Origin of the sequence: Nocardia sp. GP40 (genome assembly GCF_050434125.1) — a bacterium.
Classification (GTDB): Bacteria; Actinomycetota; Actinomycetes; order Mycobacteriales; family Mycobacteriaceae; genus Nocardia; species Nocardia albiluteola.
Genome location: NZ_JBNPVW010000001.1, coordinates 349,213 through 373,897, shown reverse-complemented (window position 1 = coordinate 373,897; position 24,685 = coordinate 349,213). Strand labels below are relative to the sequence as shown.

At 67.2% G+C, this 24,685-nt stretch carries 21 protein-coding genes; 12 read left to right on the top strand and 9 right to left on the bottom strand.

Annotated features, from left to right (window positions below; all coding sequences use genetic code 11):
* Nucleotides 1-53: 53 nt before the first annotated feature.
* Together ABH933_RS01530 and ABH933_RS01525 are read right to left on the bottom strand one after the other, a co-directional pair.
* The gene (locus ABH933_RS01530) at nt 54-1,535 is read right to left on the bottom strand and encodes a hypothetical protein (RefSeq protein ID WP_429414237.1); all 1,482 of its coding nucleotides are present in this window, start codon (nt 1,533-1,535) and stop codon (nt 54-56) included.
* Entirely contained in the window at nt 1,528-3,273 is a 1,746-nt protein-coding gene (locus ABH933_RS01525; protein WP_429414234.1) for an NAD(P)/FAD-dependent oxidoreductase, read from the bottom strand. Before ABH933_RS01525 ends, ABH933_RS01530 begins: the two co-directional genes overlap by 8 nt.
* Nucleotides 3,274-3,440: 167 nt before the next feature.
* Here ABH933_RS01525 and ABH933_RS01520 point away from each other — a divergent pair, with 167 nt between their 5' ends.
* Entirely contained in the window at nt 3,441-3,629 is a 189-nt protein-coding gene (locus tag ABH933_RS01520; protein WP_429414231.1) for a hypothetical protein, read from the top strand.
* On the opposite strand, the gene ABH933_RS01515 is transcribed toward ABH933_RS01520, so the two are convergent.
* Nucleotides 3,611-5,272, bottom strand: a complete 1,662-nt coding sequence (locus ABH933_RS01515) for a bifunctional 3'-5' exonuclease/DNA polymerase (RefSeq protein ID WP_429414228.1) — start codon at nt 5,270-5,272, stop codon at nt 3,611-3,613. The genes ABH933_RS01520 and ABH933_RS01515 overlap by 19 nt on opposite strands.
* 116 nt (nt 5,273-5,388) lie before the next feature.
* Nucleotides 5,389-6,264 carry a fructosamine kinase family protein gene (locus tag ABH933_RS01510; protein ID WP_429414225.1) on the bottom strand — a complete coding sequence of 292 codons (876 nt, stop codon included), beginning with the start codon at nt 6,262-6,264 and terminating at the stop codon, nt 5,389-5,391.
* Between the two features lie 213 nt (nt 6,265-6,477).
* On the opposite strand from ABH933_RS01510, the gene ABH933_RS01505 reads away from it, so the two are divergent.
* From ABH933_RS01505 to ABH933_RS01485, 5 genes are all read left to right on the top strand, one after another.
* Nucleotides 6,478-7,944 carry an LCP family protein gene (locus tag ABH933_RS01505; protein WP_429414223.1) on the top strand — a complete coding sequence of 489 codons (1,467 nt, stop codon included), beginning with the start codon at nt 6,478-6,480 and terminating at the stop codon, nt 7,942-7,944.
* A gap of 152 nt (nt 7,945-8,096) precedes the next feature.
* Nucleotides 8,097-9,284, top strand: a complete 1,188-nt coding sequence (locus tag ABH933_RS01500) for a CE1758 family FMN-dependent luciferase-like monooxygenase (protein WP_429414220.1) — start codon at nt 8,097-8,099, stop codon at nt 9,282-9,284.
* Complete coding sequence (locus ABH933_RS01495; protein WP_215918775.1) at nt 9,281-9,769, top strand: MarR family winged helix-turn-helix transcriptional regulator; 489 nt, start codon at nt 9,281-9,283, stop codon at nt 9,767-9,769. The genes ABH933_RS01500 and ABH933_RS01495 overlap by 4 nt, the downstream gene beginning before the upstream one ends.
* Entirely contained in the window at nt 9,766-10,464 is a 699-nt protein-coding gene (locus ABH933_RS01490; RefSeq protein ID WP_429414216.1) for a CE1759 family FMN reductase, read from the top strand. The genes ABH933_RS01495 and ABH933_RS01490 overlap by 4 nt, the downstream gene beginning before the upstream one ends.
* Nucleotides 10,461-10,721 (top strand): (4Fe-4S)-binding protein, encoded by a 261-nt coding sequence (locus ABH933_RS01485; protein WP_429414213.1) that lies wholly within the window; start codon nt 10,461-10,463, stop codon nt 10,719-10,721. Before ABH933_RS01490 ends, ABH933_RS01485 begins: the two co-directional genes overlap by 4 nt.
* Before the next feature lie 36 nt (nt 10,722-10,757).
* Here ABH933_RS01485 and ABH933_RS01480 read toward each other — a convergent pair whose 3' ends face one another.
* A complete protein-coding gene (locus tag ABH933_RS01480; RefSeq protein WP_429414211.1) occupies nt 10,758-11,924 on the bottom strand; it encodes an epoxide hydrolase in 1,167 nt (388 codons plus the stop codon).
* Between the two features lie 157 nt (nt 11,925-12,081).
* Here ABH933_RS01480 and ABH933_RS01475 point away from each other — a divergent pair, with 157 nt between their 5' ends.
* The 6 genes from ABH933_RS01475 (at nt 12,082) to ABH933_RS01450 (ending at nt 21,341) form a co-directional block, all read left to right on the top strand.
* Nucleotides 12,082-12,654, top strand: a complete 573-nt coding sequence (locus ABH933_RS01475) for a CGNR zinc finger domain-containing protein (protein ID WP_429414208.1) — start codon at nt 12,082-12,084, stop codon at nt 12,652-12,654.
* 122 nt (nt 12,655-12,776) lie between these two features.
* Nucleotides 12,777-14,213: an ATP-binding protein gene (locus tag ABH933_RS01470; protein WP_429414205.1), complete on the top strand. Its 1,437-nt coding sequence runs from the start codon at nt 12,777-12,779 to the stop codon at nt 14,211-14,213.
* A 475-nt stretch (nt 14,214-14,688) separates the two neighbouring features.
* Nucleotides 14,689-15,525, top strand: coding sequence for a vWA domain-containing protein (locus ABH933_RS01465; protein ID WP_429414202.1), 837 nt, complete (start codon nt 14,689-14,691; stop codon nt 15,523-15,525).
* The gene (locus ABH933_RS01460; protein WP_429414199.1) at nt 15,525-16,343 is read left to right on the top strand and encodes a hypothetical protein; all 819 of its coding nucleotides are present in this window, start codon (nt 15,525-15,527) and stop codon (nt 16,341-16,343) included. The genes ABH933_RS01465 and ABH933_RS01460 overlap by 1 nt, the downstream gene beginning before the upstream one ends.
* Nucleotides 16,344-16,348: 5 nt before the next feature.
* Nucleotides 16,349-18,490 carry a hypothetical protein gene (locus tag ABH933_RS01455; protein ID WP_429414196.1) on the top strand — a complete coding sequence of 714 codons (2,142 nt, stop codon included), beginning with the start codon at nt 16,349-16,351 and terminating at the stop codon, nt 18,488-18,490.
* Nucleotides 18,491-18,563: 73 nt separating this feature from the next.
* The gene (locus tag ABH933_RS01450) at nt 18,564-21,341 is read left to right on the top strand and encodes an AAA domain-containing protein (RefSeq protein WP_429414193.1); all 2,778 of its coding nucleotides are present in this window, start codon (nt 18,564-18,566) and stop codon (nt 21,339-21,341) included.
* A gap of 57 nt (nt 21,342-21,398) precedes the next feature.
* Here the strand turns inward: ABH933_RS01450 and rlmN are convergent, their stop codons facing one another.
* The 4 genes from rlmN to ABH933_RS01430 all read right to left on the bottom strand — a co-directional run bounded on the left by rlmN (nt 21,399) and on the right by ABH933_RS01430 (nt 24,649).
* On the bottom strand, nt 21,399-22,508 hold the full coding sequence (gene rlmN / locus ABH933_RS01445; protein WP_429414191.1) for a 23S rRNA (adenine(2503)-C(2))-methyltransferase RlmN: 1,110 nt from the start codon (nt 22,506-22,508) through the stop codon (nt 21,399-21,401).
* 272 nt (nt 22,509-22,780) lie between these two features.
* A complete protein-coding gene (locus ABH933_RS01440; protein ID WP_429414188.1) occupies nt 22,781-23,320 on the bottom strand; it encodes a Dabb family protein in 540 nt (179 codons plus the stop codon).
* On the bottom strand, nt 23,317-23,631 hold the full coding sequence (locus ABH933_RS01435; protein ID WP_429414185.1) for a hypothetical protein: 315 nt from the start codon (nt 23,629-23,631) through the stop codon (nt 23,317-23,319). The genes ABH933_RS01440 and ABH933_RS01435 overlap by 4 nt, the downstream gene beginning before the upstream one ends.
* Nucleotides 23,632-23,734: 103 nt before the next feature.
* The gene (locus ABH933_RS01430) at nt 23,735-24,649 is read right to left on the bottom strand and encodes an LLM class F420-dependent oxidoreductase (protein ID WP_429414182.1); all 915 of its coding nucleotides are present in this window, start codon (nt 24,647-24,649) and stop codon (nt 23,735-23,737) included.
* Between the last annotated feature and the right edge of the window lie 36 nt (nt 24,650-24,685).

Here is a 24,685-nt window from a genome sequence, read left to right as displayed (position 1 = left end):
GACCAGCGATTCGGCCCGGAGGTCCCCCGCACGCCTCCGGGCCGACCGTTCACTCACCCGACGAGCACGGGCATAAGCACAGCGATGAGTACTACGAGACTCCACAGCGCCGGAGCCGAGCCCAAGATCTGCCGATACCGTGCCCGGGCCCGTTCGGCGGCGACCTCGCTGCGGGTGAGATACCAAGGGCTGACCCGTTGTTCGAGCCGCTGATAGACCAGTCCCAGCGCCGCCCCGTATCCGAGATGTCCGACCAGCGACGGGAATCCCGCGGCCAGCGAGTCCGGGCTCCACACCGGCGCGTGGCCCAGCAGCAGCGGCAGCAGGGTGAGATACCCCAGCACCCACCACAGGAATCCGTAGCTCACGCCCCAGCCGAGCCCGGAGGCGGGATCGAAGCTGCGGCCCCGGAACCAGACCGCGTAGCCGATCCCGATGATCACCGAGATGATCAGGTGCACAACGATTCCCACCCCCGCGGAGCCGGAACCGAGCAGCGCCGCCACCCGCGGCAGGAAACCGATCGCCACCATCACGCCGGTGAAGACGACGCCGCCCACCAGCCCGGCCAGGATGCCGTGCAACACCCCCGTCACACGGTTGCCGCGCAACCGCTCGCCCGTCCCCGCGAGGGCGTCCGACGACACCGCCCGCACCAGTCCCATGAGCCACCCGAAGACCACCGCGATGCCGACGCCGAGCAACAGATATCCGGGCAGCGTCGGCACGGCGTGCCGGGCGGCGCGCACCGACCAGTCCAGCCCGTGGCCCGACAGCAGCGACGGCAGGGTCAGCCCGGCGACGATCCACCAGATGAATCCGTACGCGACGCCCCGGATCATGCCGGGCCCGGTGCCCTCCCCGCGGACGCCGAACAACAGCGGATACCCCGCACCCGCGAGCACGCCGACGAACAACGACGAATAGCCGCCCGCCGCCATCGAGGTCGCCGCGGCGAGCAGGGTGCCGGTGACCGCTCCGGACAGCACCGCTATGGCGGCGGTGCGCAGGTCGACGGTGTCCGCGGTGTCCGCGCGCCGCCGCCGTGTCAGCAGCGCGAAACACATTGCGGTGACCGCCCCGTACAGCAGGTGTCCGACGAGGCTGGGCAGTAGGCCCTGCGCCGTCGCCACATCCCAGCGCACCGCCCGGCCCAGGAACAACGGCAGCAGCGTGAGCGGCCCCAGCAGCCACCACAGCGCCCCATACACCAGCCCCCACGACAGCAGTTCGCCGATTCGCCGCTCCTGACGGGCGACCAGAATGCCGAAGCCGGCGCCGATGACGGCGGCGAACAGCATGTGCACCACGAACCCGACGATCGCCGAGTCGGTGCGCACGATGGCGGCGACGGTCGGCAGGAATCCGATCGACAGCATCACCCCGCCGAAGACCAGCCCACCCGCGAGTCCCCCGAGCGCCCCGGCCGACGCGGCGATCCAGAACGTGAGATCCCCGGTCCGGTCGTCGCCACGGCCCGCGGGGACCGGTGGCGCATGTGTCGCGGTGCGGTGGTTGAAACCGATGTCACTCATGGCCGTTCCTGTTCCGGGACGATGGGGCGGCGACGGGCGTTGCCGCGGGCACGCGCGCGCCCGGACCGGGCGCCGCATCCCGGATCAACGCGATGTCCCGCGGGAAGACGAGATCCAGTAGCCAGTCGGCGAGCACCCGCAAGCGCTTGTCCCCACCCGGCAGTTTGCTCAAATACACAGCGCGCCACAGGATCCAGCCGGTGAATCCCGAAACCCTGCGGCCCAGTACGAGTCCGGCCGCACGCTGATGGCCCAGCGACACCAGGACACCGAGCGCACCGAAACGGAACGGCCGCGGCGCGCGCTCGCCGATCACGGCGGCGATGTTGTCGGCCACCGTCTTCCCTTCCCGCAGTGCGTGCTGCGCCGTGGGCGGATACCAGCCGGCGGTCTGCGCCGGATCCGGGATGCGGGCGCAGTCGCCGACCGCCCACACACCGTCCAACGCCGGAACACGCATGGTCGCGTCGACTACCAGTGCACCGCGATCAGTGGCGGCTCCGAGTGCCCCGGCCAGCGGATTCGGCCGATTTCCGGCGGTCCACGCCAGCGTCGCGGTCGGCAGTTCCTCGCCCGTCCCCAGCCGGACGCCCCGGGCGTCCGCCCCGACCAGCCGGGCGCCCAGCCTGAACTCGATGCCGCGTTCGCGCAGGATCGACAGCGCGTAATCGCCCAGCTCACCGGGCAGTTCGGGCAGCAGCCGATCGCCGGAGTGCACCAGCACGCAGCGCGGCGACAGGCCGTGCAGCCGCGGATAGTAGTGCCGCACATCGTGTATCAGATCGAACAGCTCGGCGATCAGTTCCGTGCCGGCGAATCCGCCCCCCACCACGACGAACGTCAGCAGGCGATCCTGTTCGGCCGGATCGGGTTCGGCGTCGGCCCGTTCCAGCACCCCCAGGACGTGGTTGCGCAGGCGGTCGGCGTCCTCGATCGACTTCAGCGCGAAGGCGTTGTCGCCCACGCCCGGCAGGTCGAAATAGTGCGGCACGGCGCCGACGGCGAGCACCAGGTGGTCGTACGGAACCCGTTGCGGCCCACCGCCGACGACGGTGACATAGGCGTTACGGGAGGCGGTGTCGATCGAGTTCACCCGCCCGTGCAGGAACGACGCATGCGCAAGCGCCGCCCGCACGGGGGCGCTGACATGCCGATCGGCGAGCGCGCCGGCGGCCACGCCGACCAGCAGGGGCGTGAACAGCAGGGAGTTCGAATCACTGATCACGGTCACGTTGATGTCGAGGCCACGCGCGATCAGCGCGTCCAGCCTCCGCGCCGCGGCGACACCACCGAACCCGCCGCCCACGATCACGACATGCGGCTTACGGGATGCCGCCGGTTCGGGATCGGTCCCGAACGCCGCGGCGAGCCCGCAGTACAGCACGCCTACCAGGGCACCCAGCAAGCCGGTGCGCACCAACTCGTCGTAGCCCGCGACCGCCGCGCCGATGGACCACGTGGGCACGTGACCCGACAGCAACGGCACAGCCGTCGAATTCCAAGCGACCCAGTCCAGCAGCCCCAGCAGCAGTCCGAGCGAGAAGGCCACGGCCGGAAGCGGTTTGCGGTCACGCAGCAGCAGCGCCGCGATCACGCCGAAGACGACCGCGTGCAGCAGCCACAGCCCCCACCACTGCGCCGAACCGGCCGCGCCCTGCGCGATCGCGGCCGCGCCCGTGATTCCGCCGCCGATCAGCCCGGCTCCGGCACCGATCGGAATACGACTGTCGAACACCATGATTCACCTCCGTCGCTCTGCGGGCGGCCGAATGTGCGGCCGCCGGGCGGGATTCCGTTGCTTCATGGGACCTCTCATCGGACGGGCGTGTGCTGCACAGGTAATCCGCTCGGGCCGCAGGCACGAGATCTCCCGCGGCATCGCCGGGGGCAGGCAGCGGTGTCGTAGTGAAGTGGGCGGTTCGCACGCGGGCGTTACAGCCCGGCTGCTCGTTCTCCGACCACACCGGAATCGCCGCCTACAAGCCGATCGTCTCGATCGACGACACGCCCGCCGGGGTGGACCGCTGGGGGCGCTGTTCACGCAGCTGCACAACCAGCGCGGCGATGGCGAGTGTTCATTTCGCGTCGCCGTAGCACTCCACCACCGCTGTTGTGCACGGGAACCGAACGGGCGTCGGGCCGAAGGCGAGTGTGCCCGCGGCGTCGGCGGCGGCGGCGATCATGTCAGCGACCGTGGCGGCCTCCTCCTGCGGGCAGTGCACGATCACCTCGTCGTGCTGGAAGAAGACCAGCTCGGCGCGCAGGCCCTCGCTGTGCATTGCGTGGCGCAGCCCGGCCAGGACCAGTAGTGCCCAGTCCGCGGCGCTGCCCTGGACGACGAAGTTCCGGGTGAAGCGGCCGCGCGCACGCGCGGCGGGAGTACTGCCGTATCCACCGGAACCCTCCCCGTCGTCGGCCGGCTCGAAGGATGCGGCGGGCGGGCAGGTGCGGCCGAACCATGTGCGCACGAGGCGGCCCTCCTCTCCCGCCCGCGCCGCATCGTCGACGTACGCCACCGCCGCCGGATATCTGCGGCGCAGCTCGGCGAGGTGGGTGAGGGCATCCCCGGACGTCTGACCGTAGATCGCACCCAGCAGCGCGATCTTCGCCTGCGCGCGATCGCCGCCGAAGGCGCGGGCCGCCAGGTCCGCGTACAGATCCTCGCCGCGCCCGGCCACCTCCATCAGCCCCGGATCCCGCGAGATCGCGGCCAGCACCCGCGGTTCCATCTGATCGGCGTCCGCGACCACCAGCCGCCAGCCCGGGTCCGCGCGGATCGCCTGCCGGACCACCTTCGGGATCTGCAGTGCACCACCGCCATTGGTGGTCCATCGGCCGGACACCGTACCGCCCGGCAGGTATTCGGGACGGAACCGGCCCCCGCGCACCCACTGCTCGATCCACGACCAGCCGTGGGCGGTGTACAGGCGGTACAGCGATTTGTAGGCCAGCAGCGGGGCCACCGCCGGATGATCTATCTCCTGCAGCTCCCATTTCCGGGTGGAGGACAACGAGATTCCGGCGCGGCCGAACGCCTTGACGATGTCGCCCGGCAGGTCGGGCCGTACCCGTACGCCGGGCCCGAAGGCGCGCGACACCTCCTGGGCCAGCTCCGACATCCGGCGCGGCTCCCCACCCGAAATGCGCTCTCCCAGCAGCGAATCGAGCAATTCACGATGAATGTCGGCGCGCCAGGGAATCCCGGCCCGCGACATTTCCGCGGCGACCAGCATGCCCGCCGATTCGGAGGCCAGGAGCATCCGCATCCGCTCGGGATGTTCGGCCGCGGCCGTGCGGGCGACCTGACCCTCGTATACCCGCAGCAGCGCGGTGAATTCGTCCGTGCCGGGCGGGAGCGGCACCGGACCCGAGTCGAACAGGGTCGGCTCGGTCTGCGCGGCCTGCGCGGGAGCATCCTGCGGGACGGGCAGGCCCTGCATCCGCGCCCAGGCCGCCGCCAGCGAGCGCGCCTGCCCCGACTGCCCCTGCTCGTGCCCGATCAGCAGCGCCTCCGCCGCCTCCACGTCGTAACAGCGATCCACCCGTACACCGGCCGCCAGCAGCGGCCGATAGATCTCGGCGGTCGACCGCCACACCCACCGCTCCGCCTCCGGCCGCGAACGCACCGCCTCGGCGACCGAGGACGCGTACTCCATCGGCCCCGCCGGACGACCGGCGGAATCGAGCGGGCACACCCGCGCGCCGCCCTCGCTCGTCCGCGCCACCGCCCATCTCATGCCCCGAGTTTCGCAGCGGGCACCGACATGTCGGCCGAACCGGCCGGCCCGAATCCCGTTGCCCCACGTCCTGGCCGAGTTCGCGGGTCGGCCGGTAACCTGACGCCTCCGGCGGCCTACCCCCGCCCCGGCCCACCGGCCGCAGCGCGCACCAGACCCGCGAAGCCGGGGCCGAAGAGTGTGGTGTGTACCAGCGCCAGATGCAACTGGTGCAGCCCGATGCGATCCTCCCAGCCGGACGCGAGCGGGTATATCTCCTGGTAGGCGGCGATAATTCGATCCAGATACCGAGTGCCGCCGAACAGCTGGAGAGTCGCAAGGTCGGTCTCCCGGTGCCCGCCGTGTGCGGCGGGATCGACCAGCCAGGCCCGCTCCACACCCCACAGCAGGTTTCCGGGGTGCAGATCTCCGTGAATCCGGGCGGGCGGCTCGGCCGGCGGGTCGATCGCGGCGAGGGCCGTCTCGACTGCCGTGACATCCGCGGCGGTGAGCGCACCCGCATCCCTGGACGCACACAGATAAGGCGCTATTCGCCGCGATCGGTACCACTCGAGCCAGGTGACATCCGCACCGGGCGGTGTGTTGTCGAGGGGTTCGGTAGCGATATAGCCGCGCCAGGGAGCCCCGAACCTCTCGCACGAAGCGTGGTGCAGCGTGGCGAGGCGTCGGCCGAAGTCCTCGGCGCCCGCCGGCGTGGGTTCGCCGTGGTCGATCCACTGCAGCGCGATCGCCCCGGTGTCGACTGCGATCACCTCGGGCACCGGGGGTCCGCCAGGCACGGTGAGCCAACGCAGCCCGGCGGCCTCGGCCGCGAAGAAGTCGTCCGCGGGCACCTCGGCCCGCCGTTTGACGAACAGCTCGCTGCCCCCGTCCAGGGTTAGCCGCACCGCGGTACAGACATCGCCGCCCGGCACCGGAGTTTCCCGAATTCGCTGGTGGTGCAGGGAAATACCCAGGTTGCCGGGGTTGGCGCGCAGCCAGTCGAGGTCCATCCGCCGAAACTACACTCCGGCCATGTATCGCGGTGCCCCCATCGAGGCCCTTTTCGGGCGTATGTTCGAGGTCTCTCGCGAGTGGAGGCCCGATGCGAACTCACCGATCATGCGCATCGCCGTCGGCAACTCGGCCCACCCTCGCATCATCGCTCGGAAACGCCTCGATACCGTACGCCGAGCACATGGCCCCGCGTAACTGGAGGATTTTTTATGAGCGGCGACTGGTCGGGACGGGGTGGGCAGGGCCCGCAACGGCCGGTGAACCCCGGCAACCAACCGCCGCGCGGGCCGCAGCATCCGCCGGCCGGGCAGGGCTACCCGCCACCGGAGAACATGCGGTTGCGGCGTCCCGTGAATCCGGGCAATCAACCGCCGCGCCGGCCGCCCGAGCCGCCGCCGGGGTACGGCTCGCGGCCCCCGCAGGACCCGAGGGCCCGGCGGCCGATGACCCCCGGTGGCCCCCCGCCGCGCAGACCGCAGCGCCCGCCGACCGCGCCGCGCAGACCGTCGCCGCGACGCTGGTGGCGGAACATCCGCCGGGTGCTGGTGCTGCTCGTCGTACTGATGCTGGCTCTGGTGGGGTACTACACCTACCTGTTCGCGAGCATGTCCGGCACCATGGCCTCCTCCCACGCCCTGGACGGCGCGCCCACCTCCTCCAGCGGCACGAACATCCTGCTGATGGGCCTGGACACCCGCAACGACCAGAACGGCCAGGCGCTGCCGCCGGCGATCCTGTCCCAGCTCCACGCCGGTGACGGCGAGGAGGGCGGCTACAACACCAACACCCTCATCCTGATCCACGTCCCGTCGGGCGGCGGCAAGGCGCAGGCGTTCTCGATCCCCCGCGACGACGGGGTGCAGGTGCCCGGCTACGGCATGCTCAAGATCAAGGAGGCCTATGGCAACGCCAAGGCCGCCGCGGAACAAACCGCGGCCAAGCAGGGTGTGACGGACCAGCACCAATTGGAGACCATCGGCCGAGAGGCCGGACGAAAGCTGGAGCTGGAGACGGTCCGCAATCTCACCGGCGTATCCATCGACCACTTCGCCGAGGTCAGCCTGGCCGGCTTCTATGATCTGGCCAACGCCCTGGGCGGGGTCAAGGTCTGTCTGAACAACGCCGTCAACGACTCCGCGTACTCCGGTGCGGTGTTCCCCGCGGGCGTGCAGAACCTCAACGGCGCCCAGTCGCTGGCGTTCGTGCGGCAGCGGCACGGCCTGCCCAACGGCGACCTCGACCGCACCCACCGCCAGCAGGCATTCCTGGCGTCGGCGTCGCACAACATCCGCAGCGCCGGCACGATCCTCGACCCGTTCAAGATGTCGGACATGACGAACGCGGCAAAGCGCGACGTCGTCATCGACAGTCGTTGGAACGCCTTCTCCATGGCGCTGCAGCTGCGCTCCCTCACCGGCGGCAACATGGTGTTCCAGACCCTGCCGATCGAGGACTTCTTCACCCTGAACGGCGAGAGCGCCAACGAAATCGATCCCGCCAAGATCCGCGAGATCATCCAGTCCACCTTCTACGGCACGAACACCTCCGCCGCCGGCGGAACCAACTCCCCCGGCGACGGCTCCGGCCCCACCGCACCGACCCAGCCGTCGGCCCCCGGCCCCAGCGGCCCTGCGGTGCAGGCCAATTCGGACGGCGGGGTGCCCTGCGTGAACTAACGTCCCGGATCCCGGCCGGCCCGAGCGTGGCCAGCCACCGCACACACAGCGCAGCCGTCAGCTGATTCCGCCGCCCGGAATACTTGCGCAGTCATGTTGTTGAACTGCTTGCGCAGTCAAGCATATTGCGGATGCGCTCGAAAGGAGACGCCATGCAGTTCGGAATCTTCAGCGTCGGTGACATCGCCCCCGAGCCGGAGACGGGCTACACGCAGAGCGAGGCGGAGCGGATCCGGAACATCATCCGGGTCGCGCGACGCGCCGATGAGGTAGGCCTGGACGTGTTCGCGCTCGGCGAGCACCACAACCCGCCGTTCGTGCCCTCCTCACCGACGACGCTGCTCGGGTACATCGCCGCTCTGACCGACAAGCTGATACTCAGCACCGCCGTCACCCTGATGACCACCAACGACCCGGTGAAGATCGCGGAGGACTACGCGATGCTCCAGCACGTCGCCGACGGCCGGCTGGACCTCATGGTCGGTCGCGGCAACACCGTCCCGGTCTATCCGTGGTTCGGCAAGGACATCCGGCAGGGTGTGGCCCTGGCGCTCGAGAACTACAACCTGCTGCACCGGCTCTGGCGCGAGGACGTCGTCGACTGGGAGGGAAACTTCCGCACTCCGTTGCAGGGGTTCACCTCCACGCCAAGGCCTTTGGACGACGTGCCGCCGTTCGTCTGGCACGGCTCGATCCGCACGCCGGAGATCGCGGAGCAGGCCGCCTACTACGGCAACGGGTTCTTCGCGAACCACATCCTGGCGCCGAACTTCCACTTCAAGCCCCTGGTCGACCTCTACCGGCAGCGGTTCGAGCATTACGGGCACGGCACCGCCGACCAGGCGATCGTCGGGCTGGGCGGAATGTCGTTCATCGCCAAGAACTCCCAGGACGCGGTGCGGACGTTCAAGCCGTACTTCGAGAACTATCCGGTATTCCGCGGCTCGCGGCTGGAGGACCAGATGGCGCGCACACCGATCACGGTCGGCAGCCCCCAGCAGGTCATCGACAAGGTGCTGACCTTCCGGGACGGCTTCGGCGATTATCAGCGCCAGTTATTCGCCCTCGACGGGTTGTCGCTTCCGGTCGAGCTCGCGCTGGAGCAGGTCGAGCTGCTCGGCACCGAAGTTGTTCCGGTGCTGCGCAAGGAGATGGCTTCGCGCCGGGCGCCCGGTGTTCCGGACGCACCGACCCATGCGTCGCTCGTCACCGCCAAGTACGGCGACGGCGCGCCGCGCCAGCCGCGACCGAACCCGAACCGCGGCGACAACCTGTCCGGCACCTCGCCCTACCAGGACAGCGATCCAGACATGCAGGCTCGCTTCCCGGTGATCGCATGAGTTCCGGACCGCAGGAGTCCCGGGGCATCCGGCTCGCGCTCGAGGCGTGGGAAGCCCTGTTCCGGGCCCAGGCCACCCTCGCGCTCGAGTTCGAGCACGAGGGTGACTGGGGCGAGCTGCTGCCGCGCGAATACGGTGTGCTGTACGCACTTTCGGCGGCGCCGGACGGGCTGCGGCTGACCGAGCTGTGCGACGACGTACTGCTCACCCAGGCCGGGATCTCCCGGCTGGTGACCCGCCTGGAAGCACGCGGGCTGGTCGTGCGCGGCGACGACCCGGACGATGCGCGCGCGTACCGCATCCGGCTGACGCCGGACGGAGTCGCCGCACAGCGACGAGCCGGCCGGGCGCACGCACTGCACGTCTCCACGGCAATGACCAGGGGCCTCGACGACGACCAGCTCCGCAGCCTCCGGGACCTCAGCCTGGCGCTGCTGGCCGCCGCTCCCCCACGGAACCGCAACTCCGAGAGGAAATCCCGATGACCGACACCACAACCGTCGCGGTCGTGAGCGCGGGCGTGAGCTCCCCGTCCTCGACCAGACTGCTCGCCGACCGGATCGCACAGGCAGCGGTGGACGCCCTGGGCGTCGCCGGGATGCCCGCCACCGTCACGGTGATCGAGCTCGGCCCGATCGCCGTCGAGATCGCCCGCTCCCTGGTGTCGGGTTTTCCGACCGGCGCCGTCCAGGACGCGATCGACAAGCTCGCCGCCGCGGACGCAATCGTCGCGAGCACACCGGTGTACAAGGCCGGAATCAGCGGACTGTTCAAGTCTTTCGCGGACCTGATCGACAACGACCTGCTGATCGCCAAGCCGGTGATTCTCGCCGCGACCGGCGGATCCGCCCGGCACGCGATGGTGGTCGACGACCAGCTGCGCCCACTGTTCGCATTCCTGCGCAGCGTGCCGGTACCAACGTCGTTGTACGCCGCGCCCGAGGACTGGGGCTCGGCGGACCTGGGCAAGCGAATCCGCCGTGCGGCAAACGAATTGGCCGCGCTGCTGCGCAGCGGCGCCCCGCGCGACATCGCCGAGGGCAACTGGGACGGGTACCAGCACCAGTTCTCGGGCAATGCGACCCGCGCCGAAAAGTCCACCGCCGATATCGATTTCGGCAGCGACCTGATGCGGTTGGCCGCCGGCGGATCCCTGCGGCACCATCCGGAGCGGTCATGACCGAACAGTCACCGGGCCCGATCCGGGAGTACCGAACCGATGGGATCACCGTCACCTGGGAGGCCGCGCGCTGCCGGCACGCGACCGAATGCGTCCGCGGACTCCCCGCGGTGTTCGATCCGGCACAACGCCCCTGGATCCGACCCGACAACAGCAACGCCGACGCGCTGGCCGAGGTCATCGACCGCTGCCCGAGCTTCGCACTGGGCTATCGCACCGACGACGGCCGGACCCGGGTCCCGCCCGCAGCGGACTGAGATCGACAGCGGCACAGCGATATCGGCGCCGAGCCATTACCCGGCGGCCAGCACCGCCGCGAGACCTTCCCGCACGTCCCCGACGAAATATTCGGGGACCTCCAGCGACGGGAAATGCCCTCCCGCTTCGGGCAGGGTCCATCGCACGATCTGCCGGTACCGCTCCTGCGCCCAGGGGCGCGGGCACTTCTCGATGTCGCGGGGATACACACTGATAGCCGACGGGATGTCGACCCGGAGCTCGGGGTCGAGCGCGAGGTGGCTTTCGTAATAGATGCGGGCCGCCGATGCGCCGGACCGCGTCAGCCAATAGAGGGTGACGTCGTCGAGAAGGCGATCTCTCGAAATCCTTTCGAACGGACTGTCTTCGGTGTCCGTCCACTCGGCGAACTTGTCGAGGATCCAGGCGAGCAGCCCGACCGGTGAGTCGACGAGCGAATAGCCGATCGTCTGCGGACGGGTTGCCTGCTGCTTCGCGTATGCCGCGCGGTAGAGCCAGAAATCGCGAGTTTCCTCGGTCCAATTGCGCTCGACCGTCGTCAGCCCGTCCGTGGTCAGCCCGGGCGGAGCCTGCGCGGTCGTGGTGTGGATGCCCAGAACCTGCTCCGGGAACCTGCCGCCGAGGACCGTGGTGATCACCCCTCCCCAGTCGCCGCCCTGGGCTACGAATCTGTCGTAGCCGAGCCGTTCCATCAGCTCCACCCATGCGGCCGCGATCTTTTCGATTCCCCACCCGGTGGTGACGGGCTTATCGCTGTAGCCGAAGCCCGGTAGCGACGGCGCCACGACGTGAAATGCCGGTGCGTCAGCATCTTTCGGATCTGCCAGCTCGCCGACGACGTCGACGAACTCGGCAATGCTGCCCGGCCAGCCGTGCGTCATGATCAGCGGACTGGCATCTGCGCGCGGGGATCTGCGGTGCAGGAAGTGGATTCCCAGACCGTCGATGGTGGTGCGGAACTGGCCGATCCGATTGAGGCGCGCTTCGAACGAGCGCCAGTTGTACCCGGTGCGCCAGTAGTTCACGACATCGATGAGGTCGGCGAGAGGCACGCCCTGTCCCCATCGGCGACCGGGCGCGGCGCGCTGGACCGTCTCGGCTTCGGGCAGCCGCGCCGCAGCGAGTCGCGCGCGAAGATCGTCGAGGTCGGCGTCGGATGCGTGGGCTTCGAAATCTTGCACGTCGCTGGTTGGACGGCTCATGAGATGTCACTGCCGAAGCGAGCTGCCGTGGTGGCGATAGTGCCGGGTGCAGCGTCGGTAACGAACCATCGCATGAGACCTCCTTGGTGACCATAGAACCGGCTAAGACGGTTCTAACATGTCTCAATATCGGCTCGCAACCGGCTAAGGTGGTTCCATGCCTGCCCAGTTCCCTGAATTCCGTCTCGGCAACGTGCTGGCGACCAGCTTCACGGGCACGCTGTCGGAGCGTCGCGGCATCCCCATCGAGCGCATCCCCACGCCGCAACGACTCGTCGACTGGCTGACAGTGAGCGGCCTGGCCGTGGAGTCCTGCACCCCTGCCCAGCTCGAACTCGCCCGGGAACTGCGGGAATCGATTCACGCCGCCGCAACAGCCGCCGCGATCCAAGACGCCCTCCCCGCGGCCGCGGTCCAAATAATCAACGACCGTAGCGCCCAGGGCCGAGCCGCAGCCATCCTGACCCCCGAGGGCACCCGGCAATGGCGCCTCAACCCGGCCACATCCGTAGAAGACGCCCTGGGCGTAATAGCCGCAGACGCGATCAGCATCATCGCAGGCGAACGAGACGGAAAACTGGCCCTCTGCGCATCCCCCACCTGCCGAGCCGCCTTCTTCGACACCAGCCAAAGCCGCACCCGCAGATGGTGCGACATGAACACATGCGGAAACCGCCAGAAGAAGGCGCGCTTCAACGCCAATCAGCGCAAAAACCCCGGATCAGCATGAACGTAATGCACCGACAGACACCACGGCTCATCAAAGGCGCACCTTCGCTGCACTTCCATCAGAGATACTATCGCATGCGATAGTATCTACAGCGGGAGTATCCTCGCCGTAGGAGGTATGATTTGGTCGACTTCATCGGGCGCCAGCGCGAACTGAACACGCTCGCCGCGGCCTTGGCCGGGGTGCAGGCGGAAATCGGAACAGCGAGGCCCGGGCGCTGCCTGATCATGCGCGGCCGCCGCAGGATCGGCAAGTCCGCACTTGTGGAGGAGTTCGTCCATCGGAGCCGAGTGCCGAACGTCTTCCATACCAACGAGATCGGCTTCGGCACCGATCCATTGACTGAATTCGTCGACGCCGTGCGCATCTCCACGCTGCCTGACACCGATGTCTTCGCCGAGGCCGTGCCCGGCAACTGGACCGCGGCGTTCCGTCAGCTCGCGGGCATCTTGCCCGACGATCGCCCGAGTATCGTGGTGCTCGACGAACTGCCCTACCTTATGGACTCCGCCGGCGCGTTCGAGAGCGTGCTGCAACGGACCTGGGATCGCGAACTCTCCCGCAAACCGGTGCTACTCATCCTCATCGGCTCCGATCTCGCGATGATGAGCGCGCTGACCTCGTACGGACGGCCGTTCCATCAACGCGGAACCGAGATGCGACTCGGACCACTCAATCCCGCCGATGTGGCAACAATGACCGGCCTCGACCCGGCGGCGGCCTTCGACGCCACCCTGATCACCGGCGGACTGCCCATCGTCACAGCACGGTGGCGTCTGGGCGAAGATGTATGGGCCTTCCTGTCCCGAGAACTAGCGGATTCGGTAAGCCCGCTGATCGTTTCCGCACAACTGTCCCTGGCCGCCGAATTCCCGGATCAAACCCAGGCCCGACAAGTCTTGGCGGCAATCGGCAGCGGCGAGCGCACCTTCACCAACATCGCCCGCGCCGCCGGCGGCATAGCTCACTCCACCCTCTCACGCGCAACCGAGCTGCTGACGGACAAAGGCATCGTCGCTGCGGAACTGCCGATCAGCCTCACCCCCTCCAAGGAACGCCGATACCGCATCACCGACCCATACCTGCGCTTCTGGCTCACCTTCCTCGGCCCCCACCTCGCCGAACTGGACCGCATGCGCCCCGACCTCACCCTCGAACGAATTCACCGCGGCTGGACAAGCTGGCGAGGCCGCACTGTCGAACCCCTGATCCGGGAATCGTTGGCGCGCTTACTACCCGCGCATGACATCCCGGCAGTCCCCGCGATCGGCGGCTACTGGACCCGCAGCAACGACGTCGAAATCGACATCGTCGGCGCGGATCGCGAGCCCGTCGCGCACGCGCTGGCGTTCCTAGGATCCATCAAATGGCTGGAGAATTCACCATTCGACAACCACGACCTGACCGCACTCCAGCGCCACCGCCACCGAGTGACCGACGACCCGATCCCACTGATCGCAGTCACCCGCTCTGGAGCGACAACCGAACACCTCGATGCCGTTTTCACCCCCGCAGATCTACTCGAGGCATGGGGGCCGCACGACAACCGGACCCGGTGAGCGGGCCAGCGTTTCCTGCCTACCCGGTACGCCGCCCGACCGGAGCCGCCTCATAGCAGGGCGAGGAGCACCGCAGACCCCGGGAGCGCCTGGACGCATTCTGCGAGCCTGCCGGCGCCCTCTGACAACTCAACCCGGCCGGCCGGTATGTGAAGTCTCATTTGCAATGTCATACAACGAAACTCGACACTAGTGACACGAAATCTGTTCCTGCTCCGATACTCTGACCAATGTCGCCGCGATAGCGGCGGCGGCCCACGGCGTCTTCCTCCTGGTTCCGCAGTTCGCGATCGCGGGGGCAATCGCGCTGTGGTCCGCGAAAGTCATACACGCACAACGTCATTGATCGACTCATTGGCTACAGGGGCCGACAGCGTTCCGATTGACACCATCCCGGCGATCCGATTTCATTACGGTAGACGCGGTTTCGGGCGCACGCCTGTCGTGTCCGGGGTTCACACAATGGGGAGTACACATGCCGTACACGGCGGAGATCAGCCGCACCAATCCAACCTGCTTCATTTTCCTCGTCGATCAGTCGACATCCATGGGCGACCTGATCGGCGGCGAAGTCCCGCAGAAGAAGGCCGACGTCGTCGCCGACGCGATCAACCGGCTGTTGACGGAGCTAGCGGTCAAATGCGCCAAGGAGGAAGGAGTCCGGGACTACTTCCATGTCGCGGTAATCGGGTACGGCGCTACCGTCGGGTCGGCCTTCTCCGGTTCGCTCACCGGCCGTGACCTGGTGCCGCTCAGCGAGGTTGCCGATAGCCCGGCGCGCGTGGAGGAACGGTCGAAGAAGATCCCCGACGGCGCGGGCGGACTGGTCGAGTCCACGGTGCAGTTCCCGGTATGGATGGACCCCGTCATCGGCGGCGGCACACCCATGAATCGCGCGCTCCGTTACGCGGAAACCCTGGTGCGAGGCTGGATCGCGCAACACCCCGGCGGCTTCCCACCCATCGTCATCAATCTCACCGATGGTGAATCGACCGACGGCGCCCCCACCGAAGCCGCCGCCGCCATCACCTCGCAGGCAACCGCCGACGGTGCGGTCCTGCTGTTCAACCTGCACGTCTCCGCAACGGGTCGCTCGCCGGTGACCTTCCCCGGCTCCGATGTCGGTCTGCCCGACACCTACGCGCAAACACTGTTCGCGATGTCGAGCGTGCTGCCCAGCCACATGCGGTCATACGCCGCGGCGCAAGGGCACCAGATCGGTGAAACCACAAGAGGATTCGTCTACAACGCGGACATCACCTCGGTCGTTCAATTCCTGGACATCGGGACCCGCGCGACCGAACTTCGGTGATGACACCGGGCCTGTACGTCACCCATCTGGTCGTGCCCAAGCGCGGCTCAACCGCGGCGGAGTGCGAGGACGCGGTGTGCGTACTGCCACAGGCACCCTTCGACGAACTGGCCTCGGGCCCGATCGCCGCGAGTGTGTGCGACGGAGCGACCGAGAGCATGCTGTCCAAGGATTGGGCCGCGCTGCTCGCCGCCACGTCGGCCACGAGAGCCCTGTCCGATCCGAAGTTCTTCGGAACTGGCGCGGCATTCGAGGACTTCGCCGCCGAAGTGGTGGCCCGCTGGGATCCATGGCTGGCCGAGTACTCGTCCAATCGGGCCGCGGCAGGCCGCCCGCTGGCGTGGTACGAGCAATCGAAACTGGTGGGTAGCACGTTTGCGACCATGCTCTGTGTGCTGGTCACGCCGGAACGCGTCGCCGAATGGCGGTGGCAGGCAGCCGCTTTGGGCGACACCTGCGTATTCCATATCCGTGATGAACTGCCACTCAGCGCGTTTCCGGTGCAAAACGCCGAGGAGTTCGGGACGAATCCCAACCTCTTCGGCAGCCGCAACCACGACACCGCACTGCTGTGGGAGCGCACCGAGATCACCGAGGGCGTATGTGTTCCCGGTGACCGGCTACTGCTCATGTCCGACGCATTGGCGGCCTGGTTCCTGGCGGCCTCCGATCCCACCGCCGCGCTACACGAACTGCTGGAGTTCGGCGGTCCGCACGACTCGAGCCGATTCTCCGATTGGCTGGACACCCGCCGAGACCGGCAAGAGGTACGAAACGACGATGTCGCGCTGATTCGAATCGATTTCGAGGGCCGGTGACGCCGATGGTCACGACCACACCCCGGGAATTTCCGACCGCCGGCGCCTATCAGGAAGCCCTTCAACATCCGGGTATCTGCTTCACCGACGCCGAGCTGAAGAGCTCGGTCCCCGAGCTCACCAAACTACGTCAGCCCCGCCCGATCTCCGGCGCCTTCGCCAGTGTCTTCCCGGTGACCCACCAGGCCAGCGGAACCCGGTATGCCATCAAGTGCTTCACCCGCTACATCCCGGACCAGCAAGCGCGATACAGCGCGATCAGCGATCAACTGGCCACACTCTCGGCCGCCAGCCTCTCCCAACCGTGGAAAATCGGTTTCGAGTACCTACCCGACGCCGTCCTGGTCGGCGGGACCAGATATCCCATCCTGAAAATGGAGTGGGCGCAGGGCCTGACCCTGTCGGCATGGCTGGACCTTCATCACGACGATCGGCCGGGTGTCGATCGGCTCGCCGAACGATTCGCGGGTCTGATGTCCGATCTCGAAGCGCACAGCATCGCGCACGGTGATCTACAGCACGGCAATCTCCTGGTCACCGGGGACTGCACGCTCCGACTGTTGGACTACGACGGAATGTACGTGCCCGCGTTGGGCGGATTGGGCGGAACCGAGCGCGGGCATCGGAACTATCAGTCGCCGCATCGCGGAAACAACGACTTCGGCACCGACCTGGATCGCTTCTCTGCCTGGGTCATCTACGGGGCACTCAAAGCCATCGCGATCGATCCATGCCTGTGGCGGCAGTTGCACGAACCGCAGGGCGAGTATCTTTTGCTCGCCGAGGACGATTTCACGAATCCTGACTTCTCACACCGCTTTCCGGCCTTGCTCACGCATACGAATCGAGAGGTCCGGCAGCTGGCGGAGCGGCTGCGATCGCTCACCGCACAGCCGCTGGCCGCCCTGCCCACCCTGGCGACCGCAATGACCGGCGTGGTTGCCGCCCCGCTCGCGACAGCCGCGATCACCACCGCCCAGGGGCTGCCGGGCTGGATGACAGGGCATGTGTCGGCAACGCTCTCCCCAGCCCACCGACCTCTGTCCACGACCGCGCCGCTGCCGCGATTCGCCGGACGCGGGGCCCGGGACGTCATGGCCGTGATCCTGCTGGTGCTGTTGATCGCCGTCGCCCTGCCCGCCCTACTCGTCCTCACTCCCCCGCTGGCCGTGATCCCGCCACTGATGGCCGTGCTCCTCGTGCGGGCGGTACGGCACGCCAGACCCGAAACCGCCGAGCTGCGGCGACATCTCGGGGAACTCCGGCAACGGCGGGCGGACATTGCCGACGTTGCCACGGCCGCGGCGGTCGTGCACAGTGAACAAGCACAGTTGGATCAGCTCGAGAACCAGCGATTACAGCAGCTACCCGCTCAGCGAAAGTACTGGCAGGACAAGTACAACGCGGACCTCGCGGCTATCGAACAGGAAAAACAACGCACGCTCATCGCCATTGACCGAGAGCGAAACGACCTCCACGTCACATTGCGAATCCGACTGGACCAGGCCCTCGCCGTCGAGAGGACCACGTTTGTCCGGCAACAGCTGACGCGGTTCCCGATTTCAGCGGCCGATATCCCCGGCATCGGTCCTCGCCTGACTAATGAACTCGCCGCACAGGGCATTCGAACAGCAGCCGACTTTACCGGCATCAGCCTCAGCGCACCCGGCGGTGCGTACAACTCGGTGACCGCCTACCTCCACACCGCCCTGGGATCGGTCTATGTCAAAGGCATCGGCGAGGTAAAAGCCACCGCATTGGATAACTGGCGCGCCACACACACCGCCCGAATCCAGGCGCGATTCACGCGTGCCGAGCCGTCCAACGCCTACGCCATACGATCCGACCATGAGCGTGAAATGAGCAGGCTGGCTCTGCGGCAGCAAACGACGGAAACCGAAGTCGGACCGAAAAGGGATCGGGCCAAACTGCAGTACGAGGCGCAGTCGACCCAGCTGGCGTCCGAGGCCGCCAACGCTACGGCGTTCGCCGCGCACAAGCGGCAGGAATTCGCCAAGCGCCTCCTGGCCTTGCAACACGCCCCGGCCGAACTCGCCGCACTCGATCAGCGGATCGCGGCGGCGACCATCCATCGCAGGAACCTGTCCCAACTCAGCTACATCCGCTTCACCCTAACCGGCCGCTAAACACCAGAGATACTGCAGCACAACGATTTCCCTCACGGCAACCTCATTAACCGGCAATCGACAGGGGGCTCCGATGGTAGATCCAACTCAGCAGGCAGTACTGATTCGGAAATCAGCGGACGAGCCGTTCCAGAATCGCACCGCGGACGTGGCGGCGGTGCAACCCACGGCGGATCGTACTCGCATCACCTTTCACACGGGCGGAACCTTTCCCTACGGGCAGCAACGAGCGCTCGTATTGCAGCATCCGCAGGCCGTACCTCTCGGTCCGCATCAGCGCATCCTGGTCGACGGCAGACCTCGCGACGGAGTGACCGCAGCCTACCGATTCCAAGGAGGCGGGCAGGATTGGTGGCATATATTCCCCGGTGAAAAGCACTCCTTCTCGGCGTACCGCGGGGATCGGATACAGGTCATACGCGTCGGGGCATACCATCCGCAGGCCGACCAGTTACTGGCCTACTGGCGCGCTGTCGCCGCGCGCCTGCCGGAGGAAGGGCAGACGCTTCGGGAGGCACACGAGCGGCCGTTGTTCGTGCATCCGGACAGCGCGCTCCATCGTTATCTCCATCGAACCCCGATCGAGCAGGTCGAGCGGCCGGTATCACCGCCGCTGTACCCCTTCGACACGAATCTCAGCCAACGCGCGGCTATCGACAATTGCTTGCGCCACCCGATTTCGGTGATCGATGGCCCACCCGGCACCGGCAAGACGCAGACCATCCTCAATCTGATCGCCAATATCATTGTCGATGAATCCAAGACGGTGGTGGTCGTGTCGTCGAACAATTCGGCCGTGGACAATGTGCACACCAAACTCGTCGAGGCCGGATTCGGTTATGTCACAGCAAATCTCGGCAACAACAAGAAGAAGGCGAAGTTCTTCCTGGAGCAGCCCGCGCGAAATCTGATCGTCCAGCAACTGGGGTCCGCCGCATCGGCGCCCCTGCCCCGCGCAGAGGAAATGACCGCCCGGGATCAGCGTCTGATACGGCTGCGTGAAATCGAACGCGATCTCGCGGACCTGCATATCGAGCATGCCGCCTACGAACTGGAACGTGTGCACTTCCGGGCCTACTTGGAACGGCACGAACTGCCCGACCAGGAGCAGCTACCGGTACTGCGGTGGCGGCCGGCCAAGATTCTCGCCTTCATCGCCGACACCGATCCGGAACTGGCGCGAGCCACAGGAATCGCGGGTGTGGTGGACCGGATCAGCAAATACTTCAAATATCGTTCCATGCGCCATGCCGACGCCCAGGACATCGATATTGTGTTCCGGCTGCATCAGCTCTACTACGACGCGAAGATCACCGAACTCGAGCGCAAGATCGAATGGGCACGAAAGTCATTGGAGGCATCCAACTTCAGCGATCTCGCCGCCCAGCAGCAGCAACTCTCCGTTGCCTGGCTCACCGAGAGCCTGCGTCAACGCTATGCGGAACACACCCCGCGGTCGTACGACTTCGGATATCGGCGAGACTGGCGGCACTTCACCCGCGACTATCCCGTTATCCTGAGCACCTGCCATTCCCTCGAAAATAGTATCGGCACAGGACAACTCGTCGACTATCTCATCATCGACGAGGCCTCGCAGGTAGACCTGGTCGCCGCCGCCGTGGCACTGGCTCACTGCCGCAACCTGATCGTCGTCGGCGATCTGCGGCAGCTACAGCCTGTTGCGAATATTCCGGAATCAGTCACCGGATCCGCCCCGAATCCCGCGTACGACTATCGGAAGCAGAGCATTCTCTCGTCGCTGACCGACATCTACGGCACCTGGCTGCCGCGGGTCCCGCTGCGCGAGCACTACCGTTCCGATCCCCGCATCATCGGCTTCTGCAATCAGAAGTTCTACCAGGACAACCTCGTTCCGTTCACTCGCAGTACCCCGGGCTACCAATCCATGGTCGTTGTCCGCACGCCACCGGGTAACCACATGCGCTGGCTCGACGAAAGAACGGGCAAGCGCGGCGGGCGAATCAACCAACGCGAGATCGATATCATTCGCCAGGATGTGCTGCCGCGGTACTGCGCCGAATTTCCGGACGACCAGGTCGGTGTTACCACGCCGTACCGGCCGCAGGCGAACCGGGTTACCGATGTGCTGAACTCGAGCATCGAATCCGACACCGTCCACAAATTTCAGGGCCGGGAGAAGGCGGCGATCATCATGACGACGGTGCTGGACAATAGACCGGATATCGAGAAGGCGCTGACATTCGCCGACTCCCCGGAACTGATCAATGTGGCCGTATCCCGCGCACGGAAACGCTTCATCCTGGTCACCCATCATGATCTGCAGCCCAAGAGCCGGAACCTGCGCGATCTGATCGGCTACATCCGCTATCAGTTTCCGGACAAGGAGTTCTTCGACAGCCCTGTTGTGTCGATCTTCGACCTGCTGTATAAAGACTATTCCGCGGTGCTGTCCACACTCGCGAACCACATCCGGGACGAGTCCAAACATCTCTCGGAGAACATCATGCGAGCCGCGCTGGAACAGGTCCTGAACGAACCCGACTTCCAGGGTTTCTGGTACAACGAGCAGGTCCACATCAGACACCTCCTGCCTGACACCGACCGACTCGACCGGCGGCAGCTCCAATTCACGCGATCCCGATCCGCCTCAGTGGATTTCGACCTCTACAACCGCATCACCAAGCAACGCCTGTGCGTGATCGAGGTCGACGGCTTCGACTACCACGAAAACGCCCCGCACCAACTCGAACTCGATGCCATCAAAAACGCCATCTGCGCCGCATACAACGTCCCGATCTTACGCTTCCCCACCACCGGAAGCGCAGAACTCGACCGCCTCCGCACCGAACTCGCCGCGCTGATCGGCTGAGACTCGTGCCATGGTCCGGCTGCTGTGCAACGCCGGGCTGCGGCACCCTTCGACCTATCAGCCCTCAGCGGCGAGCTGGCCGCACGCCGCGGCGATCTCCTGACCCCGCGTATCGCGCACCGTGCACGGCACACCCTGCGCCTCCACCCGCCGAACGAACTCCCGCTCAACAGGTTTCGGCGACGCATCCCACTTCGAACCCGGGGTCGGATTCAACGGAATCAGATTCACGTGCACGCGCGAACCCAGCGCCTTGTGCAACTTCTTGCCCAACATGTCCGCACGCCACGGATGATCGTTGATGTCCCTGATCAACGCATACTCGATCGACACCCGGCGACCGGACTTGTCCGCGTAATATCTTGCCGCATCAAGCACTTCGGCGATCGGCCAACGATTGTTCACCGGCACCAACGTATCCCGCAACTCATCATCCGGAGTATGCAGCGACACAGCCAAAGTCACCGACATACCCTCGTCCGCGAACTTCCGAATAGCCGGCGCCAGACCAACAGTCGAAACCACCACATTGCGCTGCGAAATCCCGAAACCATCCGGAGCCGGCGACGTAATCGCACGAACCGCACGAATTACACGCTTGTAGTTCGCTAGCGGCTCACCCATGCCCATGAAGACGATGTTGGACAGCCGTCCCGGGCCTCCCGCCACCTCGCCGTCGCGTAACGCCGCCGCGGCGGCGCGTACCTGGTCGACGATTTCGGCGGTGGACAGGTTGCGGTTGAGGCCGCCCTGGCCGGTGGCGCAGAAGGGGCAGGCCATGCCGCAGCCGGCCTGGCTGGAGATGCACAGGGTGTTGCGGTCGGGGTAGCGCATGAGGACCGACTCGAGCAGGGTGCCATCGCCTGCGCGCCACAGGGTCTTGCGGGTGGTGCCGTCGTCGCAGGCGACGTGGCGAACCTCGGACAGCAACGGAGGGAACAGCGCCTCGGCCACCCTCGCGCGCAGCGGGGCCGGTAGGTCGGTCATCCGTTCCGGATCCGCGACCAGGCGTCCGTAGTACTGCCGGGCTATCTGGTCGGCGCGGAACTTGGGCAGGCCCAGCTCCTGGACCGCCGTACGGCGCTCGTCCGCGTCGAGGTCGGCGAGGTGCCGCGGGGGCATGCCGCGGCGCGGGGCATCGAAAACGAGCGGAAGAGGGGTAGCCATAGCACCCACCAGTGTCCCATCCGTGCGCCGGGCGATGTGGTCAGGGGAGAGTCGAACCGATCACACCCGGCCCCGACGACGTCTGGGCGCCCGCGCCAGCGGGCCGATCGAGCCGAACCGACGCCAATCAGCCGGAATATCACCAGGTCGGCAAGCTCACAGTCGGCACCGGGCCGTCGAGGCGGCATCCGGGGCACGTCGCAACGGACCCGGCTCGGCCGAACATCACCCGACCGCGGCACCGGCGCGACCGGCCCCGGCAGTCAGGCCGATCAGTACCGCAGCACCGGCCCCTCGGCCCAGCGGAACAGATGGGCGTACCCCGGCTCCACGATCGAGGCCGGCGACTCGGGGTCGAACCACCGGTCCACGCAGGTCCAGTGGTACGGGTGGCAGAGGTATTCGCCGTTAAGGCCGTCGAGGTCGGCGAACTCCTGCTCCCAGGCATGGGTCCACGGTCCGGTGGCGGTGCGGCTCAGCGCCCAGGAGTGGATCGAGGAGATGTAGCGCGGCATGGCCGTCAGCGCGTCCTCGAATCGCCGCACGGTGTCCTCGGGCGTGCCGGGACGCACGCGCAGCAGCAGCGTGCGTTTGATGCGCGGACCGGCCAGCGGCGCGTGCACGGCCAGCACCGGGGTCAGCGGCACCACATCGGCCGACGCGGGCACGTCCGGCCACGCCGCGGTCACCTCGTCGGCCACCACGTCCCAGGTCATGCCGAGGCCGCCGGTACTACCGGGCAGATCGGGACCGCCCGAACCCTCGAGCGGACCGGCCGCGTCGGATTCGGTTCGAATCACCCAGCGGGTCATGACGGATCTCCCATCGGCTCCAGCACGCTGCGGTCGCGGGACACCACATGCTCATCGGCCCAGGCCCAGAACTCGGCCACCGCCGGATCGCCACCGGCCGCACCGCGCATCCCGTAGAACGGGTACACGCCGTCGATCTCCCACAGCACATGGACGGTGATCGCCCCGACGTCGGCGAACGACCGCCAGCGCCGCACCACTCGCATACCGCGCCGCTGCGCTCCGGGCAGATACTCGCGCTGCCAGCGCTCCAGCCACGTGCCGACGTCGTCGAGCCGAATCGTGATGCGGTCCAATATGTTCACAGCCACGGCTGCACCTTGCCGACGCCCGCGACCCCGACTCCGCCGCGACGCCCGATCGCACCACGTCCTCCCCGACGCCCGATTCCAGCGTGCACTGCGCTGCGCCCGCTCACAGTGTGCTCACCACCTGCTCGCGGAAGCGGTCGACGTACGCGGGCAGGCCCGTCAGTCCCGCGGGTCCCAGCAGGGATTCGGGCCCGTACATCGGCGGGTAGATCACCAGCCTGGTCGCGCCCGCATCGGTGTAGCCCCGGACAAAGTCGGCGTCGAACTCCCGGGTGGGATCACAGGATCCGGGCCACGCGGTGAGTTCGACCGCACCGTCGTCGCGTCCCGCGGCCGCGGCCTCCGTCCGGACCAGGTCCGCGCCCTCGGCGAATCCCTCCGGGGTGATCGTGTACGGGAACCACCCGTCGCCGATCCGACCCGCCCGGCGCACAGCCGGTTCGCTGTTGCCGCCCAACACGATCGGCACCCGTCCGGATGCGGGCCGCGGCTCGCAGAACAGCGGATCGAACGAGTAGTGCTCGCCGTGGTAGGCCGCCGGGGCATCGCGCCACAGCGCGCGCATCGCCTCGATGCTCTCCTCCAGACGGGCGCCACGCTGCCGGAACGGCGCCCCCACCGCCGCGTATTCCTCCTGCTGCCAGCCGATTCCGAGCCCGAGCAGCAGCCGGTCCGCCGAATGCAGTGCGATCGTCGCGGCCCGCTTGGCCAGCACGACAGGGCTGTGCAGCGGAGCCACCACCATCGCGGTGCCGAATCGCAACGCCTCGGTCGCCCCGGCCATGAAGGCGATCGTCTCGAGCGGATCGGTCATCGGGACGCCGTGCTCGGGTCCGGGCATCCGCCCGTCCGCAGAGTAGGGGTAGCGGGCCTCGTAGCCGTCCGCCACGACCACGTGCTCGACGGTCCAGAGCGATTCGACGCCACATTCCTCCAGCGTCCCAGCCAGGTCCCGGAGAAATCCGCCCGACGTGACCAAGCCCTCGACGTAGGGCAGCAACATGCCAATCCGAATCATGCACCGAGCCTGCGAGGTGACCTGCAACACATCCAG

Bases quoted from the DNA above. Each gene is read 5' to 3' on its own strand.
- ABH933_RS01530 (WP_429414237.1), bottom strand. From the start codon at position 1,535: ATGAGTGACATCGGTTTCAACCACCGCACCGCGACACATGCGCCACCG.
- ABH933_RS01525 (WP_429414234.1), bottom strand. From the start codon at position 3,273: ATGGTGTTCGACAGTCGTATTCCGATCGGTGCCGGAGCCGGGCTGATC.
- ABH933_RS01515 (WP_429414228.1), bottom strand. From the start codon at position 5,272: ATGAGATGGGCGGTGGCGCGGACGAGCGAGGGCGGCGCGCGGGTGTGC.
- ABH933_RS01510 (WP_429414225.1), bottom strand. From the start codon at position 6,264: ATGGACCTCGACTGGCTGCGCGCCAACCCCGGCAACCTGGGTATTTCC.
- ABH933_RS01505 (WP_429414223.1), top strand. From the start codon at position 6,478: ATGAGCGGCGACTGGTCGGGACGGGGTGGGCAGGGCCCGCAACGGCCG.
- ABH933_RS01500 (WP_429414220.1), top strand. From the start codon at position 8,097: ATGCAGTTCGGAATCTTCAGCGTCGGTGACATCGCCCCCGAGCCGGAG.
- ABH933_RS01495 (WP_215918775.1), top strand. From the start codon at position 9,281: ATGAGTTCCGGACCGCAGGAGTCCCGGGGCATCCGGCTCGCGCTCGAG.
- ABH933_RS01490 (WP_429414216.1), top strand. From the start codon at position 9,766: ATGACCGACACCACAACCGTCGCGGTCGTGAGCGCGGGCGTGAGCTCC.
- ABH933_RS01485 (WP_429414213.1), top strand. From the start codon at position 10,461: ATGACCGAACAGTCACCGGGCCCGATCCGGGAGTACCGAACCGATGGG.
- ABH933_RS01480 (WP_429414211.1), bottom strand. From the start codon at position 11,924: ATGAGCCGTCCAACCAGCGACGTGCAAGATTTCGAAGCCCACGCATCC.
- ABH933_RS01475 (WP_429414208.1), top strand. From the start codon at position 12,082: ATGCCTGCCCAGTTCCCTGAATTCCGTCTCGGCAACGTGCTGGCGACC.
- ABH933_RS01465 (WP_429414202.1), top strand. From the start codon at position 14,689: ATGCCGTACACGGCGGAGATCAGCCGCACCAATCCAACCTGCTTCATT.
- ABH933_RS01460 (WP_429414199.1), top strand. From the start codon at position 15,525: ATGACACCGGGCCTGTACGTCACCCATCTGGTCGTGCCCAAGCGCGGC.
- ABH933_RS01455 (WP_429414196.1), top strand. From the start codon at position 16,349: ATGGTCACGACCACACCCCGGGAATTTCCGACCGCCGGCGCCTATCAG.
- ABH933_RS01450 (WP_429414193.1), top strand. From the start codon at position 18,564: ATGGTAGATCCAACTCAGCAGGCAGTACTGATTCGGAAATCAGCGGAC.
- rlmN (WP_429414191.1), bottom strand. From the start codon at position 22,508: ATGGCTACCCCTCTTCCGCTCGTTTTCGATGCCCCGCGCCGCGGCATG.
- ABH933_RS01440 (WP_429414188.1), bottom strand. From the start codon at position 23,320: ATGACCCGCTGGGTGATTCGAACCGAATCCGACGCGGCCGGTCCGCTC.
- ABH933_RS01430 (WP_429414182.1), bottom strand. From the start codon at position 24,649: ATGATTCGGATTGGCATGTTGCTGCCCTACGTCGAGGGCTTGGTCACG.